The sequence below is a fragment of the Microcoleus sp. PH2017_12_PCY_D_A genome, assembly GCF_020738565.1.
Lineage (GTDB): Bacteria > Cyanobacteriota > Cyanobacteriia > Cyanobacteriales > Microcoleaceae > Microcoleus.
Map to the genome: position 1 here is coordinate 17,918 of NZ_JAEQCI010000064.1, position 15,549 is coordinate 33,466.

The 15,549-nt window shown below is 44.8% G+C and carries 15 protein-coding genes; 8 read left to right on the top strand and 7 right to left on the bottom strand.

The annotated features are described in order from the left end of the window. Nucleotides 1-2 precede the first annotated feature (2 nt). From JGK39_RS19205 to JGK39_RS19220, 4 genes are all read right to left on the bottom strand, one after another. Nucleotides 3-2,723, bottom strand: a complete 2,721-nt coding sequence (locus JGK39_RS19205; protein WP_293296384.1) for a CRISPR-associated protein Csc3 — start codon at nucleotides 2,721-2,723, stop codon at nucleotides 3-5. An 18-nt stretch (nucleotides 2,724-2,741) separates the two neighbouring features. Further along, nucleotides 2,742-3,173 (bottom strand): DUF86 domain-containing protein, encoded by a 432-nt coding sequence (locus JGK39_RS19210; RefSeq protein ID WP_293296382.1) that lies wholly within the window; start codon nucleotides 3,171-3,173, stop codon nucleotides 2,742-2,744. Next, a complete protein-coding gene (locus JGK39_RS19215) occupies nucleotides 3,170-3,622 on the bottom strand; it encodes a nucleotidyltransferase domain-containing protein (protein ID WP_293296381.1) in 453 nt (150 codons plus the stop codon). The genes JGK39_RS19210 and JGK39_RS19215 overlap by 4 nt, the downstream gene beginning before the upstream one ends. A 269-nt stretch (nucleotides 3,623-3,891) precedes the next feature. Continuing rightward, nucleotides 3,892-4,092, bottom strand: a complete 201-nt coding sequence (locus JGK39_RS19220; protein ID WP_293296379.1) for a hypothetical protein — start codon at nucleotides 4,090-4,092, stop codon at nucleotides 3,892-3,894. Nucleotides 4,093-4,500: 408 nt separating this feature from the next. Between JGK39_RS19220 and JGK39_RS19225 the strand changes: the two genes are divergently transcribed. Continuing rightward, nucleotides 4,501-5,376, top strand: coding sequence for a WYL domain-containing protein (locus tag JGK39_RS19225; protein ID WP_293254882.1), 876 nt, complete (start codon nucleotides 4,501-4,503; stop codon nucleotides 5,374-5,376). Between the two features lie 369 nt (nucleotides 5,377-5,745). Here JGK39_RS19225 and JGK39_RS19230 read toward each other — a convergent pair whose 3' ends face one another. Next, a complete protein-coding gene (locus tag JGK39_RS19230; protein ID WP_293254906.1) occupies nucleotides 5,746-5,961 on the bottom strand; it encodes a hypothetical protein in 216 nt (71 codons plus the stop codon). 260 nt (nucleotides 5,962-6,221) lie between these two features. On the opposite strand from JGK39_RS19230, the gene grxC reads away from it, so the two are divergent. Then, complete coding sequence (gene grxC, locus JGK39_RS19235; protein WP_293254877.1) at nucleotides 6,222-6,536, top strand: glutaredoxin 3; 315 nt, start codon at nucleotides 6,222-6,224, stop codon at nucleotides 6,534-6,536. A gap of 225 nt (nucleotides 6,537-6,761) precedes the next feature. Here the strand turns inward: grxC and menD are convergent, their stop codons facing one another. Both menD and JGK39_RS19245 read right to left on the bottom strand, forming a co-directional pair. After that, complete coding sequence (menD, locus tag JGK39_RS19240; protein WP_293254874.1) at nucleotides 6,762-8,687, bottom strand: 2-succinyl-5-enolpyruvyl-6-hydroxy-3-cyclohexene-1-carboxylic-acid synthase; 1,926 nt, start codon at nucleotides 8,685-8,687, stop codon at nucleotides 6,762-6,764. Between the two features lie 183 nt (nucleotides 8,688-8,870). Beyond that, the gene (locus JGK39_RS19245) at nucleotides 8,871-10,304 is read right to left on the bottom strand and encodes an isochorismate synthase (protein ID WP_293254871.1); all 1,434 of its coding nucleotides are present in this window, start codon (nucleotides 10,302-10,304) and stop codon (nucleotides 8,871-8,873) included. A gap of 93 nt (nucleotides 10,305-10,397) precedes the next feature. Here JGK39_RS19245 and JGK39_RS19250 point away from each other — a divergent pair, with 93 nt between their 5' ends. The 6 genes from JGK39_RS19250 to JGK39_RS19275 all read left to right on the top strand — a co-directional run bounded on the left by JGK39_RS19250 (nucleotide 10,398) and on the right by JGK39_RS19275 (nucleotide 15,510). Beyond that, nucleotides 10,398-10,640 (top strand): hypothetical protein, encoded by a 243-nt coding sequence (locus tag JGK39_RS19250; RefSeq protein WP_293254868.1) that lies wholly within the window; start codon nucleotides 10,398-10,400, stop codon nucleotides 10,638-10,640. Between the two features lie 46 nt (nucleotides 10,641-10,686). After that, nucleotides 10,687-11,583, top strand: coding sequence for a 2-carboxy-1,4-naphthoquinone phytyltransferase (menA, locus tag JGK39_RS19255; protein ID WP_293254865.1), 897 nt, complete (start codon nucleotides 10,687-10,689; stop codon nucleotides 11,581-11,583). Nucleotides 11,584-11,730: 147 nt separating this feature from the next. After that, nucleotides 11,731-11,976 (top strand): hypothetical protein, encoded by a 246-nt coding sequence (locus tag JGK39_RS19260; RefSeq protein ID WP_293254862.1) that lies wholly within the window; start codon nucleotides 11,731-11,733, stop codon nucleotides 11,974-11,976. A gap of 25 nt (nucleotides 11,977-12,001) precedes the next feature. Next, nucleotides 12,002-12,802, top strand: coding sequence for a 2-succinyl-6-hydroxy-2,4-cyclohexadiene-1-carboxylate synthase (gene menH / locus JGK39_RS19265; RefSeq protein ID WP_293296377.1), 801 nt, complete (start codon nucleotides 12,002-12,004; stop codon nucleotides 12,800-12,802). A 150-nt stretch (nucleotides 12,803-12,952) separates the two neighbouring features. Next, on the top strand, nucleotides 12,953-13,963 hold the full coding sequence (locus JGK39_RS19270) for an o-succinylbenzoate synthase (protein WP_293254856.1): 1,011 nt from the start codon (nucleotides 12,953-12,955) through the stop codon (nucleotides 13,961-13,963). After that, nucleotides 13,942-15,510 carry a 2-succinylbenzoate--CoA ligase gene (locus tag JGK39_RS19275; protein ID WP_293254853.1) on the top strand — a complete coding sequence of 523 codons (1,569 nt, stop codon included), beginning with the start codon at nucleotides 13,942-13,944 and terminating at the stop codon, nucleotides 15,508-15,510. The genes JGK39_RS19270 and JGK39_RS19275 overlap by 22 nt, the downstream gene beginning before the upstream one ends. Nucleotides 15,511-15,549: the final 39 nt, after the last annotated feature.

Sequence of the window (15,549 nt, forward strand, 5' to 3'; positions counted from 1 at the left end):
TCCTAGTTGTTTTCAGATGTGGATTCAGACTTGTTTTCGGTTTTAGCTTTCAGTTCTTGGCGGGCTTCTTGCAAAAAGAACAAATAGGCAGCTTCAAGAGTTTTGCTATCAGTCAACAACCTTTCTGAACGCGAGTGATAAACCTCCTCAAACAGTTGTTTCAAAACTTGATAAAACTCCTTGATTTGCTCGTATTTTGTCGCACCCACGCCATGTTCTCGAATGCGATCGAGACGGTTGTGATATTGCTGGGCGAGGGCGGCAAAGATCGTGTCCCAATCCATATGAGATTTGCGCGATCGCACGGCTTTGATAAACTCTGAAAACGGCTCGGTTTGGGCAGTGCGGCGAAAGGAACTGCCCCGCAGCTTGGCAAATTCGGCAATGTGCGCTGCTTGCTTGAGATAGCTAGAAACGCGATCGTGTTCTTCTGACATCAAACTCTCCAATAAAGTATTCAAAGGTTCTCGAATGCGAGACCAAATTGCCTCCAAATTCGGGTCGTCTTGTTCTCGCAAAATCCACCGCAGCAGGACGTAATACAAGTTAAGAGGACGAGTTGCTGCCCGCACCAAGTCGTACAGACAATCATCTTTTTTCTTCAGACTTGCTACAGAAATTGTTAGTTTGCCAACACAGCGCAGCCTTTCTAAAACTTTTTCTGCTGTTACTACCGCACATCGTTCTTTTTCAGAAAAATGACCTTCCCGCCGATACTGACCGTTGCCCAATAGCGGCTGCAATGATGATGGAATCCCATCAACTTTTCCGAAAACATCCCAAGTTGGTTCGATTTCCAGATTCGCACTCAAAACAAACGGAAAACCTAAATCAAAGGCTAAACTCATTTCCAATGCCAGCCTGAGCGATTTCAGCAACGCCACAGAGTTATTAACTTCTCCCCAAAGCACGGGAATTGTTACCGTGGAGTTGATAAATTCAGGACGTTTTGGCAGTGCCAACCCAACCATTTTATTAGATTGAAAAACTAGCCGATTTTCGCGGTAAAGTTGCAGTTCATCAACTGTTACTGTGCCGTCCTCGTTCTTAGCTGCGGTGTTTCTCAGAAAGTTTTGCCAAATTGTTCTGAGTTCCACACTCGAACCTTTTGGTATGGCAAAGTGTAGATAAAGCGGGTCTTGTTTGACTGCATTCGGGAAGTTTGCACCAACTGCCATCAACTGATAACCAAGGGCTGACAAATTATCCGCCCGCCGTTTTGGTTCGGCGATGGCGCCGCCGGGAAGGCGATTGGAAAAAGCTTGAACTTTGGTTCCCGGCGGCATTTTTGGGGAACTCAATTCGCCGACTTGCAGCGATGTTGTTCCCAAGGAACAGCGCTGGCGCGGGTTGGCTTCAATGTATGCAGTTAGTTCGTTAAAACCTTGCCAGTTTGCAGGTGTGGAAAAGTTAAGCAATTGCCGAACCGCATTCACCAATTCTGCGGAGACTTCTACTTCGGCTGTTGGGCGGAGTAAAAATGAGTCTTCTAAGGCCGCAAATACTTTTTCTAACATCTGTTCGCGATCGCCCTCGATCGATTTGGCCGCAAACAAACAGCGTCCGTACTGCGCGTTAAACGGTTCCAATGCCGCCCGCTGTTCGGGAGAAAGCCCGACTTGTGCGGCAATTCGATCCCAAACATCTTTGGGGCCCAGTTCAGCGGCCCGATAGCTGAGATAAACAGTTTTTAGTCCCTCAGAAATGGCGAATTCATCGGCAGTTGATACTGGATGCAAGCCGACGGCTGCGGCGGAATTAACGGCGGTTTCTCCAGCATCACCACCGTATTTTTTAATATCTTTGGCGACTTTTTCGACTTTGTAACCGCTGGCTTTTTTTACCAATAATTTATCTACTTCATCTAAGGTTCCTTCGGGGTTTTGTTGGATGGCTTGCGGGTCGATTTTGATGCCGTCTTTGGTGGCGTTAACGAGTTGTTCGACGTTGCTGCTAAAGACGCGATCGATCTTTTGCTGCCATTTTTGAGCGATGATTTTGCTTAAATCGCCGTCGGGAAAGGCTTCACCGACAAAAATCTGGCCGTTGGGATCGATCGCAAGAGTATGCAAATTGCGATCGTGCAAAACTTCTTCACAAGCTGACAGCAACAGCGAAGTCAGATAACCTCTGTCTTCGGAAAGGCTGACATGAAACAACTTACTGGGACGCTGTAAGGCAACTGTTAACTCGGTTTCGACTTTGCGAATGCGTGTGTCTTCCTCAATTCCCAAGTCGAATAAGTCACCCCCAATCAACATCGCGGCCCAACGTTTGATGTTGGGATCTTCCGGCAAAAAGCGCGTTCCATCGCTAGCGCTGTGTCCCGAATGGCGTTCTATCAGGCGACGGATGAGTTCTAGTTGTTCGTCGGTTTGGGCGAATTGGGCAACACAAGCGCGATCGAGTTGTTGTTTGAGAAAAGTGCGATCGCGCGCTAAAGTTTTAACATTGCGTCCGTCGTCTGCCAACTTATTCAAATCGTGAACGGCGGTTGCAGCCAGAATGCAAGCGCGTTTATCGTCGGGAACTTTGGCAAGTTTGCTAACAGTCAGGACAAATTGACAAGCAGAATCGAGATGTTCGGCGAGGGTACGTCCTTGGCGACTGCCGTACTGTGAGTGTTTGGTATGCAGTTCGTAGAGTCGGGGACGCACTTCTGCAAAATAGCGATCGTCTAAAGTTGTTGTTTCTTCGTCAAAAAGCAAACTTTTTGGGGACATAATTTTGCTCTAATCGCTTCATTTGAGAGAATCTAAATAAGTAGTGACTTGCCGTTGATAAATTGGGTATTTCTGCAAGATAATATCGATCGCTTGATGCACTTTAACAGGATCGATTTCGTCATAGAGATGTACCAGACGGTTACGCAAAACACCGGATTGAGATAGGACTCTAGCTAACTCTGCTGTTATAATGCCACAGTTGCTAACTTCTATAAAGACATCAAAGTTGCTATTTGGTTGCTGGACTTGCAATCGCTTGAGTAAATATCGATTGACATCAATTGCAACTTGAATAATGAGTTGCAACAATCGTTCGATCGTTAACTGCTTTCCCCGATCGCTGAGATATTCTTCTAAAGTAATCGACTCAAAAGAACTTAAACTCTCTAGATAGTCTGTCATAAAATCCAGCTTAGCTAAGACGATCGCAGGCTCAATCTCTTTCATACTCCCCTCCTTTGCAACGCCACCTCGATTTTTTGTCGCAGATTCTGGCGCAGCACTTCTAGTTCTGCATCAGTCATCAAGCATTGTTGTTTAAAAGCTTCAAATTGACCTGATTCTGATTGGTACAGTAAAATTCCATCTCGCGCAACAAAATGAGCAATTAGCGACGAACACCGATTCAATTCGACGACATCAATCTCGTCGCTATTAAGGCTAAAAACTTGCCCGAGAATGCCAGGAACTTCAAACCAAGAAAATCCCCGATTTTGACAATATTCTTCCCTGAAATTTACATCGTAAAGGGCGGCAAAATCCCAATCACTTTTTGCGTGGATATCACCTCTGGCACGAGAACCAAAGATAATTAGCATTTTGAGGTAAGGAATTTGTTCGGGCAGTTGTGAAGCAATTTCCTGAAGTTCAGTCAGCGTTGGGGAAATTTGGAGCATAGTTAACTTTTGTAGAGTAAACAAATTCGAGGACGAGGACAGAAAATTTTCTGTCGTCATCAGAGTTCGCCTCTGACACTTTCTCTTTACAGGGGTACAAGGAGAAAAATTCGGCGTTGCTGATTGACGGTAGGAATTAAGTTCTACTCAAAAGCTCAACGACCCAAAAAGTCTGTGTTTTGCTCGATAGTAAAAAATGTGAATTCCTACTCAAGTTCAGCAACGCCGGAGAAAAATTCCCCCAACCCCGGATCGAATCTCGCTACACCCTAATTATTGCCGTTGAGCAACAGTCGGTATTCGTGCTGCTGTCCGCTCAGGCGACGTTTCTGAAACTGATAGCCTTGTTTCCGCAGAATGTGCATAGTTGCTGAGAACCGATGGCTAATACTCTCGATGAGCTCGCTGGCACTATGCCACTGCCCATCGGACATCAGCCGAAGCATTTGACTCGGAAGATTATCTGTCATGGTTGTATTTGCGTAGGTTTGCAACCAGACCAGCCATGCTCTATTCTAGAAGTTAAGTAATTTAAACACGGGCGAGCTGGCTTTATGTCTGGCTTGCTTTTTACTCTACCATATTTTTTGGGTTAGTACAGCGATTAAGAGAAGTTTTTTGACTGATCGATCGCTTTCACGCTAGGATAGATAGACAAATGCCTTTCAGGAATTGAAACAGTACCGCGATCGATACAATAACCTTGTCTTTCACACAAATACCTATTAGGGCTTGAAAGCCGGAGCTAGCCTCTGGCTTTTTTTGTTGGCTCTATAATTTGCACAGCAACATTTGTTATCTACGAGTTTTGTACTTGCACTAGAATTATAGTGGCACTTAAAACCTGATTTGTCAAGTATGTAATTACACTTTTATTGATGGTTCGCAAAAAAGAGACAATTACACTGTCAATACCGTCCGGCACTAAGGAGCAGCTAGAGTCGATCGCCCTTCGCCTCAATATCAAATGGGGCAAAAGTCCCAGCGTATCGGGGTTATTGGTGGCGATCGCCCAACAGCAAGTCGCAGTCGGCGAACCTTTCGCCCTCAATCCCTCGCAAGTTGCAGCCTTGCAGCAAGCCACTAAACTGCTTGTTGATTCAGGCGGTCTGGCAAACGCTGAAATTCTGGCAGCATTAATGTTAGATCGGGGCAAACTCGATGCTCCCCTGCGTCAATCACTTCTGCAACTGGTCAGCCAACCTAACGAAGGATGGCGTCCCCGCGCAGATCAGCTCATTAATACTCAACAGCCATTTCGCCTTCTTTATCGCAATAACCAAGGTGAGGAGTTAGAGTACACTGTGCGATATGCCCAGGTGTCTTTTGAGGAAAAACGCTTTTACCTCAACATTTGGTGTGAAGAGACTGATGACATCAAAAATCCCGACTATCCCGAACTCATCCACAACCGCTGCCTGCGCTTCGACAACATCAAAGCGATCGTCCCTATCAGCGGACAGTGGCGGTGCGAAGGCTTAGATTATCTGAAAGTGTACTTACACTTCCGAGGTGGAATGATCAAAGCCTATGAACGGAGAGTGGACAAGGATATTCAGGATGAAGTCTTAGGAGAGGGGAAAACTAAGGTGCGACAAGTCGTGCGGCACATCTCCAATCCCTTCTGGCTGATTCGGGAGGTATTCCGTTACGGCGAAGATTGCGTTATTGTCTCGCCCCAGAAAGTGCGCGATCGCTTCCAACAAAAACTGATGGCCCTCTGCCGCCAGTACGACATCGAAATCCGCGATTAGCCGTTCCCCGAAAAACACACGAGGACTCAAGACGTAATATCGTCTCCCGTCGATTGACAACGATCTGATCGGTTCGTAGTGTGGACTTTAGTCCGCAATCATCAGCGGACTAAAGTCCACACTACGAACGAACTGTTTTTGTTACGACGATCGATCGAACATGATATAACTCCAAAAAAAAGCAGCCCGTAACAGGCTGCAAATCGAAAAAACCGTTGTTTTGTTGGAGGAGAAAACTTTTAAATCGAATTCAAATTGCCGTTATATCAAGTCTTTTGGACTCCGGCGGGCGATCGGCTGCCAACCAATTTCGCCATCAGAATCTACCGCTGACTCACCTTACCATCAGAACAAAACTGCAAATACTTGTTACGCTGCTGCTGAAAGTTCGTTGACAATTTTCACCCGGCCTCTGAGCACTGCCCGCAACAGGCGGTTGACACAGCATCTATCTTCGTCATTCAGCGACTCGTCTAAGGTGGCGGCCATCAAACCGTAGCGATCGGCTAATGTCAAAACGCCTGTGTCGGTTACAGAAGCGAGGATTTCAGAGATAGCGCCGGGGAGGAGTTGTAAAGCTTTCATGGCAGTGCGGTTGAATTCGATATATTCATAATCCCTTGGTTTCCTCAAAAGATCGGTGATATTAAGTAGGTTCCGCAGGTGATTATTTTGGATGAAAGCAAGTGATCGGAGTAGAGTAAATGTGTGACACGAATCACAGCACTACAGCTGCGGCAGGTAATTGCATCCCAGCCTAACCTTTGGTAGAACGCGGGATTGATGGCGTTTCGCTAAAATGATTTAATCTCTCAACCAGTTGAAATTTTACCCCTGTACCGAAAATGCTTGATTTTCTGAATCCCATTTTGGGCCGCAAGCCCGATCGCATCAAAGCCAATGTTGAGATTTACACTTGGCAAACCTGCCCCTACTGCATCCGCGCCAAAACCTTACTGTGGTGGAAAGGCGTAAATTACACGGAATACAAAATTGACGGCGACGAAGCTGCTAGAAAAGCAATGGCCGATCGCGCTAACGGCAAGCGCAGCGTGCCCCAAATCTTTATTAACAACCAACACGTCGGCGGCTGCGATGACATTCACAAACTTGATAGCGATGGAGAATTAGATGCGCTGCTAGCTCAACCAGCAGTTTAAATACTGTTCATAAAAGGTTTGTAGTAAGGACTTTAGTCCTTAAATTCTCAAATAAAGGACTAAAGTCCTTACTACGAACCTTTGGCCTATGAGGTTCGTAGTAAGGACTTTAGTCCTTAAATTTCCCAAGAAAAAACTAAAGTCCTCACTACGAACCTTTGGCCTATGAGGTTCGTAGTAAGGACTTTAGTCCTTAAATTCTTAAAGAAAGGACTAAAGTCCTCACTACGAACCTTTGGCAAATTTACCTAGATTGTCTTGCCGCCATTTAGCATCTGTACGCCTATTTGTTTGCAATTCTAAGACCCGAATCCCGTTATTAGGCAGCGAAAACAGTTTTTCTTTTAACTGTTCCCAATCGTCAATTATCTCGTGTTCCACGCCGTAAGTTGCACACAATTGAGCAAAATTGATATCCTGGGGCGTAGCAAAAAACTCTTCAAAGGGCGGGTCAAATTTAGCAACCGGCAACATCTCAAAAATTCCGCCGCCGTTGTTATTAATTAAAATAATAGTCAGATGACCGACAAATTTATTTTTAATTAAAAAACCGTTGGTATCGTGCAAAAGTGTTAAATCACCTGTTAACAAAATACTGCTTTGATTGCGGTGGGCTACTCCTAATGCTGTTGACAGCGTACCGTCTATGCCGTTGGCGCCCCGATTGACGTAAGGTTTTATTTGTAAGTTGTTCGGTTTCCAGAAAAACTCGACATCTCGGACGGGCATACTGTTAGCAATAAATATTGGTGTTTTTGGTGGCAATATTTGGGAAAGCAGCCAAGGAACTTTTGGTTCGATTATGCTGTTGATTGTTGCAAGTTTTTCGTCAATTGTTTGTCTGACTTTGGTTTCTGTTTTGTGCCAAAGTTCGAGGTATTCGTGGGATGGAGAGGTGAGAACCCCCCCTAGCCCCCCCTTGGTAAGGGGGGGGATTTGAGGGGAGTTTGACTCAGAGGTGAGAACCCCCCCTAGCCCCCCCTTGTTAAGGGGGGGGACTGGAGAAGAGTTTGACTCAGAGGTAAGAACCCCCCCTAGCCCCCCCTTGTTAAGGGGGGGGACTTGAATTAATATCGTTGCGAGGTTTTCTATGGAGGTTCGCAGGTGTATTGTTTGGCCGTGTAGGGGATCGAAGTTGTGGTGGCTGGGGTCGATTATGTAGCGCTTGGGTTGGGTTTTTTCTAGCCAGTTTCGCAGTTGTTTGCTTGTGGGTAAGTCTCCGATTTGAATGGCGATTTCTGGGGTTAATTTTTCTGCTAGTTCGCGGTTTCGCAGGATGATATCGTAGGTGGAAATTAGATAGGGGTTGAGTTGGGCGCGGTTTCTTAAGGGGGATAATCCTTCAGCTAAGACTGGCCAGTTTAATAGTTGGGAAATTTGCCCGATCGCACTACAATACTTTTCTGCATCTTGAGGCTGGGCTACGCCTGCAATAATAATCCCTTTGCTGCATTCGGGCCATTTTCTGACTGTACTTCTTTCTCCCCCCCTTAACAAGGGGGGGCTGGGGGGGGTAGAGGTTTCTCCCGCAAAAATGGGTTCTACTCCAGCAAAGAATTCTTGGGGATTAAATTGTGTTTCTAAGGATTCTACCGCAGAATCGGGAATGGGTACCAGAGGATCGCGCAGGGGAATGTTGAGGTGCACTGGGCCTGGTGTGGGAAAGGTCGATCGCTCGATCGCATACACCATCATCTGCCGCACATAGTCTAGCATCCCTATGGACGCAGCAGGGATGGCTAATTCGGCTTGCCAGTTGGGATAATTGCCGTATAGTTTAATTTGGTCGATCGCTTGTCCGGCGTGACAGTCGCGCAATTCGGGGGGTCTATCTGCTGTGAGAATTAGCAGCGGAATTCGACTTTCTCTCGATTCGATAATCGCCGGATAAAAGTTGGCTGCTGCTGTTCCAGAGGTACAAATTAGCGCAGTTGGTACACCAGATTTTTTGGCAATTCCTAAGGCGAAAAAACTGGCGGATCTCTCGTCAAGTATGGGGATAGTTTCTATTAACTTATTCTCGGCGAAGGCTATGGTTAGCGGGGCCGATCGCGAACCGGGACAAATTACGGCTGTTGTTAGTCCCAGTCGCTGCAATGTCTCGGCTATTATGGAAGCCCAAAGAGTGTTTGTGTTGCGAAAGTCAAGCATTTTGTTGTTTTGGCGATCGATAATATTTTATGACACATAACGGTTCTCAATCAAAGCTCAAGAAACCGGGTTTTTTCGAGATTGAGGGTTGCTGGCAATTATTGGGTGAAAAACCCGGTTTCTGGCCACCCATGTCTAAGTCTTAAATTACCAAATTTGTCCCCACCTACTTATGAGATATTCCTAAACTAAAGCATTTAAAAGTGCTTGCAGTTTCAGTTGAATTTCTGCTAGTTCTTTCTCGGGTTCAGAACCTGCCACAATTCCAACACCAGCATGGAGTATAGCCCGAGATCCATCGATTAATGCCGATCGAATGCCGACAGCAAATTCGCCGTTACCAGTGCGATCGATCCAGCCCAGGGGTGCTGCATACAAAGAGCGATCGCAGCTTTCGCCGCCCCGAATTTGCTGTAGGGCAATATCCCTCGGTACGCCCGCCACCGCTGGCGTTGGATGCAGTTGCGCTAAAACTTTCAACAAGTGAATATCTGGGGGAATTTTTGCCGTAATGGGTGTCCACAAATGTTGAATGTTGGATAGTTGCAGCAGTCTCGGTAGCGGGGAAAAGTCGGGATGGATGCCGAGATGCGACAGGCGATCGACTATAAAGTCAATCACAGCTTGATGTTCTCGAATATCCTTTTCGCTGTTGAGTAAATCTTTCCCTAAATTCCCATCTTCCGCTTCAGTTTTTCCCCTCGGTGCAGAACCGGCTAAAGCATCTGCGATCAACTGATTGTTGTGAATGCTAATTAAGCGTTCTGGACTGGCACCGATAAAATTTTGACCTTTGCCGTTACTGGTAGAAAATACGTAGCAACCTGGATAGGTTAGGCGCAAATTATTTAAGGAATCTATTACGCTAAAAGGTGTTTGACCAATGACATTTACGGCTTGGGACAACACAATTTTACTGAAATATTTAGACTCGATTAATTCTAAAGCAGACTTGACCGATGTTTTGAATTGAGCCGCATCATTCATAGGAATTTGTTTTAAACATATCGAGCTTTTTCCAGCATTTTTTATTGTTTTGTAGTTCAAAGAGGCAATTTTATTAAATCTTTGGAAGATATTTTCAGTAATAATTTTAACATTTATATCTCTATTAATGATGGCATTTGCGACAATTATGCAGCTATCTTTCAGGCGAGTAATCTGCCACTTTGGTAAAAATACGGTACCGGGGGGAAAGTAAGAATTGGTGGCGACATTCTCATCAAAAAAAGCAAAGCTACAAAAAAAGTGCGGCCCGCTAAATGGCAAACGTTCCGTACCGATGGTAATTGTCCGGGCTAGACAAGATTGAATAAAATTTTGAGCGAGGGCAAATCGATCGCTTCCTGCTACTGTAAGATGGATGGCAGAATCTAGGGCGGCGATCGCAAAACTGTTGCCGACAATGGGGTCTCTTTTTTCAAAATAAAAGTGTCTGTCATCGGGTGTGGCAATTTCTTGCAGTACCGCTAGCGGATCGACGGGGGAAATTTCCTGAGAAATACTAACTATTTTTGTTTGATCTTTTTCGGTTAAAGACTGCTGGCAATCTAACAGCAACTGATGCAGTTGATTGCGGTCTTGCAAAAGATTGGCGCGGTGCGGTATTACTGTCATGAAATCGAGAATAGCAGATTTGTCAGAAAGAGTGCGGTTTTGTCCCGCTATAATCCCTATTTCGATCTAACCACGCTCGGGCGATCGCCAAACATGACCTTTCGAGTTTCCCGACAGTTTGGGCACGCTGCGGGCACAAAACAGACGATCGCGCGATCGATCGAAACATTTAGACACAAAACTTTAAGATTGAGAGGGCAAGTCTCCCCAAAAGGCGATCGACCCCGCTGTTGTTTGCAGGCGGGCATTCCCGGGCGTGCGATCGCCCGCAAAGGCTATCAACGGATGCCGGAGGCGCACTCAAGCGGAGACTTAGCAGACATTCTTCACCAATAAAATTGTAAAATTACCAAGCTGCTATCAATTGCATCAAGTTTGTGTAATGACAACAAAGATAATTGAGCTCTCAAATAGTAAATTGTGGCTGGCGGCAATCAAGCCGCCCATGTACAGCGTTGCAGTGATTCCTATTTCTGTAGGAACTGCCATTGCTTTTGCCGAAACTCAAACGATTAATTCGTCAATTTTTTCGACATTTTTAATCTCAGCCATTTTAATTATAGCATGGCTGAATCTCACGAATGATGTATTTGACTCAGAAACAGGGATAGATAAAAATAAAGCACATTCCCTAGTCAACTTAACCGGAAATAAAGCTTTAATTTTCTGGCTTGCCAATCTATTTTTAGCAATCGGAGTGTCGGGAATATGCGGTATTTCCTGGTGGCAAAAAGACCCAACAGTAATTTTGCTAGTAGTTTTGTGCTGCGCCCTGGGCTACACATATCAAGGGCCGCCGTTTCGTTTGGGATATCAGGGTTTAGGGGAAATTATCTGCTTTTTTACCTTCGGGCCGTTAGCTTTAGCCGCTGCTTATTACAGTCAAACTCAAACTTGGTCTGCTACTAATTTTGCAGCTTCGGCAATGGTGGGAATTACTACGAGTATTATCTTATTTTGTTCCCACTTCCATCAAGTTGATGACGATTTGGCGGCGGGAAAAAAATCGCCGATTGTCCGAATCGGTACGAAAAAAGGTGCACAATTGTTGCAGTGGTTGTGCGGCAGCGTTTATGCTTTGACTGTGCTATTTGTGGCGCTGCGAATGTTCCCAGTTTGGACGCTGTTGATTTTTGGGAGTTTGTTTTTTGCGATCGACCTTTGCCGCCATGTCGCAGACTATCACGACCAACCCGCAAAGGTCAGCAACTCTAAGTTTATCGCAGTGACGCTGCATTTTGCGAGCGGTTTGCTGCTGGCGCTGGGGTTTGTGTTGTAGTTTGGGCGATTATCGAAAATTTCGGTAAAATAGAAGTATGGTTTGCAGTCAGGACTTTAGTCCTTTCACTAAGATTTTAGTCAATAAGGACTAAAGTCCTGACTGCAAACAGTTTGATCTTGAATCACCAACAAGGAGAAACAAATCATGAGTACGCCAGTAGAAATTAGCCCAATCCTAACCCTAGAAGAAATTTTCAGTCTGTATCCTGATGAGTGGGTGCTAATTGCTTACACTGAATTAGATGAGGATTTGAGTGTAATTCGAGGTGAAGTTTTAGCCCATGCAACAGAACGCGATGAAATTTATAGTAAGCTGTCATTAAGAAATGGAAAATCGGTGGCAATAGAATATACTGGATTGATACCTGACAACCTAGTAATGATATTGTAATAAAAATAGGAGCTTAATGGTGTAGATGAACAAATCTAAAAAATATCAATTTCACTATTCTTTAACTGGTAACAAAAATCAGTCACTAATTTTATTACTCCACGGATTTACCTGCGACAGTCAAGACTTTGACCAAATCATTTCCTTATTATCTCAAAGTTATTGTTGTCTCGCTGTTGACCTTCCCGGTCACGGAAAAACCAAAGTCACCGGCGACGAAAGTTGCTACAATATGTCAAATACAGCCCAAGCATTGATCCACTTATTAGATAATTTACAAATAGACAAATGTTTGTTGTTGGGCTATTCAATGGGCGGGCGATTGGCGCTGTACATGACATTACATTTTCCAGACAGATTCGAGAAAGTCGTGTTAGAGTCAGCTTCTGGGGGATTGAAGAGTGAAAAAGATCGATCGCGCAGACGACAAGCCGATTCAGAAACAGCACAAAACCTGGAAAATAGCAACATCAAAGATTTTATCTTAAACTGGTACGATCGCCCTTTATTCAAATCCTTAAAAAAATCTCCCAAATTCGAGAAACTCATAGAAAGCCGCTTAGCCAACAATCCCTTAGAATTAGCTAAATCGCTGCGCAACATGGGAACCGGCAACCAGCCCTCTCTGTGGGAAAAACTCGCCCAAAATCAAATCCCCATTCTCTTGCTAGCGGGAGAAGATGATGATAAATTTCAACGTATCAATGCAGAAATTGCCAGCTTGTGTCCGGCTGCTACTCTCAAGATTATACCAAACGCTGGTCACAATATCCATTTTGAAAATATTGATGACTTTGCATCAGTTGTGAGACAATTTTATGATTAATAAAAGTTGTGCACATTCTTCTCGTAGGGTGCGCAGTGCGCACATTCTTTAGAGGTATGTAACAACCTGGAGATTTTGTGATTCACTGGTGCGCAGTGCACACCCTACCATTGATAAATCGAGACAATTTTATGATTAATAAAAAAGTAAATGCTATATAAATTAGACTTTCGCACCTATCAGCGAAAATTTAAGCGCCCGCTACAAACAAGTCACGGTATTTGGGATAATCGATCGGGAATTATCCTCCGATTGATTGACGAAAATGGTAGCATTGGCTGGGGAGAAATTGCCCCGCTGAGTTGGTTTGGTTCGGAAACTTTTGACCAAGCATTAGATTTTTGTCAACACTTACCTGCTAATATTTCATCTGAGATGATTTTTGCGATTTCCGCTGAATTACCTGCTTGTCAATTTGGCTTTGAGTCAGCTTGGGAAAATCTCAGCCAAGTAATCGAAAATACACCTCGTCAAGACAAAATTCCGAAAAATCAGTGTAGCGGTTTGTTACCCGCAGGTGAAACAGCTTTGCAGGTTTTACCAAAGCTTTGGTTGGAAGGATTTCGCACGTTTAAATGGAAAATTGGCGTTGCTGGAATTGAGGAAGAATTAACTATTTTTCAGCGGCTAATTGCTAAAATGAACGCTTTGTGCGATCGCCAAACAGCACTTTTGCGCTTAGATGCTAATGGGGGACTCACCTACTCCCAGGCTGAAAAATGGCTGGAAGCTTGCGATAGCGTGACAGCAACTCCCGACTTAGCCGCAGATATTGAATTTTTGGAACAACCGCTGCCGATCGCACAGTTTCAAGAAATGGTACGATTGAATGCTACTTACGCAACGGCGATCGCCCTAGACGAATCCGCCGCCAATCTCGATCGCATCCAAGAATGCTACACCCAAGGCTGGCGGGGAATTTTCGTCATCAAACCAGCGATTGGCGGTTCCCCATCCCAACTCGTAAAATTTTGTCAAACTCACAATATAGACGCAGTTTTCTCATCCGTATTTGAAACCAAAATCGGCAGACAAGCCGCCTTAAACTTAGCAACAAACTTATCTGTAAATAATAGAGCCCTAGGCTTCGGTACCGATAGCTGGTTCGACGACAATCAAGACACCTGGTTACAGCATCTATGGCAGAAAATCTCACAGTAAATACCTTGAATCTTCCCTGTGACTTCCCCGACAATTGGCTAATCGGTGGTGACAGCGGCGAGTTTGCTCGAATTGTCGATCGGCAATTGCAACAAATCACCCAAAATCAATCACGAGAAACACCACCCAAAATTTGCCTAGCCGAACCAGAACCCCTGCAATTTCTTGCCAGTTTCATCGCCGCCCGCGCCGCCAAATGTCAGATTTTCCTGTGCAATCCCAACTGGGTAAAAGAAGAATGGGAACAAGTCTTTGATTTAGTCCAACCAGACCTAATTTTAGAACAAAATACTGATATTAAAAAAATATTTCCCCCTCTCCCAGTCCGCGCACCATCCGGACTTCGTTTGTATAGCCGCGAATTCCATTCGCCGGGATTCAATCATTCACCCGAATTCAATCATTCGCCGGGATTCCATCATTCGCCGGGACTCAATCATTCGCCGGAATTCCATCATTCACGAGAATTACCTTCACCCGAAATTGACGAATTAGCTACAATAATGATTCCCACGGGAGGTTCCTCGGGAAAAATCCGTTTTGCCATCCACACTTCGGAAACCCTCACAGCCTCAGTCCAAGGTTTTCAAGAATATTTTCAAGTTGACAAAATTAACTCATTCTGCGTATTACCATTATACCATGTCAGCGGTCTCATGCAATTTATGCGATCGTTCACAACCGGGGGAAAACTGGCAATTGCATCATTCAAAGCACTAGAAACAAGTCAAAAATGCGATATCGAACCCGAAGAATTTTTCATTTCCTTAGTACCAACTCAACTGCAACGGCTGCTGCAAAACCCAGATACAGCTAATTGGCTGTCCCGGTTTCGTGCCGTACTTTTGGGCGGTGCTCCCGCTTGGCCGGAACTTTTGGTCACAGCTAGAAACCATCAAATTAAATTAGCGCCGACTTACGGCATGACAGAAACTGCATCGCAAATCGCTACACTCAAACCCGAAGATTTTCTCGCGGGGAATAACACTTCTGGTCAAGCTTTACCTCACGCAAAAATAACTATCCGCAGTGCTAGTGGCGAGATTTTGTGCCACAATCAAATTGGTAACATTGCCGTTGATGCTAAATCTTTAGCGTTGGGTTATTATCCTGAACGATTTGGCGATCGCCAATATTTCCAATTAGACGATTTAGGATTTTTTGACAACAATAACTGCTTAAATATCGTCGGACGCAGCAGCGACAAAATCATCACAGGCGGAGAAAATGTATTTCCTGCCCAAGTCGAAGCGGCCATTAAGAATACCAATTTAGTAGCGGATGTTGCTGTAATTGGCTTAGCCGACAAAGATTGGGGTCAAGTTATCACCGCGATTTACGTTCCTACTAATTCCGAAGTTACTGTCAAAAATCTGCAAGCCGCAATAGAAGATAAGTTGAGCAAATTTAAGCGGCCGAAAAATTGGGTTGTTGTGGAACAACTGCCCCGAAATGCTCAAGGTAAAGTCAATCGAGAACAATTACAAGAACTAGCAATCAAAAACCTTCGTAGTGAGGACTTTAGTCCGCATCAATTAAAGGACTAAAGTCCTCACTACGAACCTGCAATCAAAAACCTTCGTAGT

What these genes read in the sequence shown, in the direction of transcription:
- JGK39_RS19260 (WP_293254862.1), top strand. Translation starts at nt 11,731, where the DNA reads ATGAGTACGCCAGTAGAAATTAGCCCAATCCTAACCCTAGAAGAAATT.
- JGK39_RS19225 (WP_293254882.1), top strand. Translation starts at nt 4,501, where the DNA reads ATGGTTCGCAAAAAAGAGACAATTACACTGTCAATACCGTCCGGCACT.
- menD (WP_293254874.1), bottom strand. Translation starts at nt 8,687, where the DNA reads ATGCTTGACTTTCGCAACACAAACACTCTTTGGGCTTCCATAATAGCC.
- JGK39_RS19215 (WP_293296381.1), bottom strand. Translation starts at nt 3,622, where the DNA reads ATGCTCCAAATTTCCCCAACGCTGACTGAACTTCAGGAAATTGCTTCA.
- menA (WP_293254865.1), top strand. Translation starts at nt 10,687, where the DNA reads ATGACAACAAAGATAATTGAGCTCTCAAATAGTAAATTGTGGCTGGCG.
- JGK39_RS19230 (WP_293254906.1), bottom strand. Translation starts at nt 5,961, where the DNA reads ATGAAAGCTTTACAACTCCTCCCCGGCGCTATCTCTGAAATCCTCGCT.
- menH (WP_293296377.1), top strand. Translation starts at nt 12,002, where the DNA reads ATGAACAAATCTAAAAAATATCAATTTCACTATTCTTTAACTGGTAAC.
- JGK39_RS19250 (WP_293254868.1), top strand. Translation starts at nt 10,398, where the DNA reads ATGACCTTTCGAGTTTCCCGACAGTTTGGGCACGCTGCGGGCACAAAA.
- JGK39_RS19210 (WP_293296382.1), bottom strand. Translation starts at nt 3,173, where the DNA reads ATGAAAGAGATTGAGCCTGCGATCGTCTTAGCTAAGCTGGATTTTATG.
- JGK39_RS19205 (WP_293296384.1), bottom strand. Translation starts at nt 2,723, where the DNA reads ATGTCCCCAAAAAGTTTGCTTTTTGACGAAGAAACAACAACTTTAGAC.
- JGK39_RS19270 (WP_293254856.1), top strand. Translation starts at nt 12,953, where the DNA reads ATGCTATATAAATTAGACTTTCGCACCTATCAGCGAAAATTTAAGCGC.
- JGK39_RS19245 (WP_293254871.1), bottom strand. Translation starts at nt 10,304, where the DNA reads ATGACAGTAATACCGCACCGCGCCAATCTTTTGCAAGACCGCAATCAA.
- grxC (WP_293254877.1), top strand. Translation starts at nt 6,222, where the DNA reads ATGCTTGATTTTCTGAATCCCATTTTGGGCCGCAAGCCCGATCGCATC.
- JGK39_RS19275 (WP_293254853.1), top strand. Translation starts at nt 13,942, where the DNA reads ATGGCAGAAAATCTCACAGTAAATACCTTGAATCTTCCCTGTGACTTC.
- JGK39_RS19220 (WP_293296379.1), bottom strand. Translation starts at nt 4,092, where the DNA reads ATGACAGATAATCTTCCGAGTCAAATGCTTCGGCTGATGTCCGATGGG.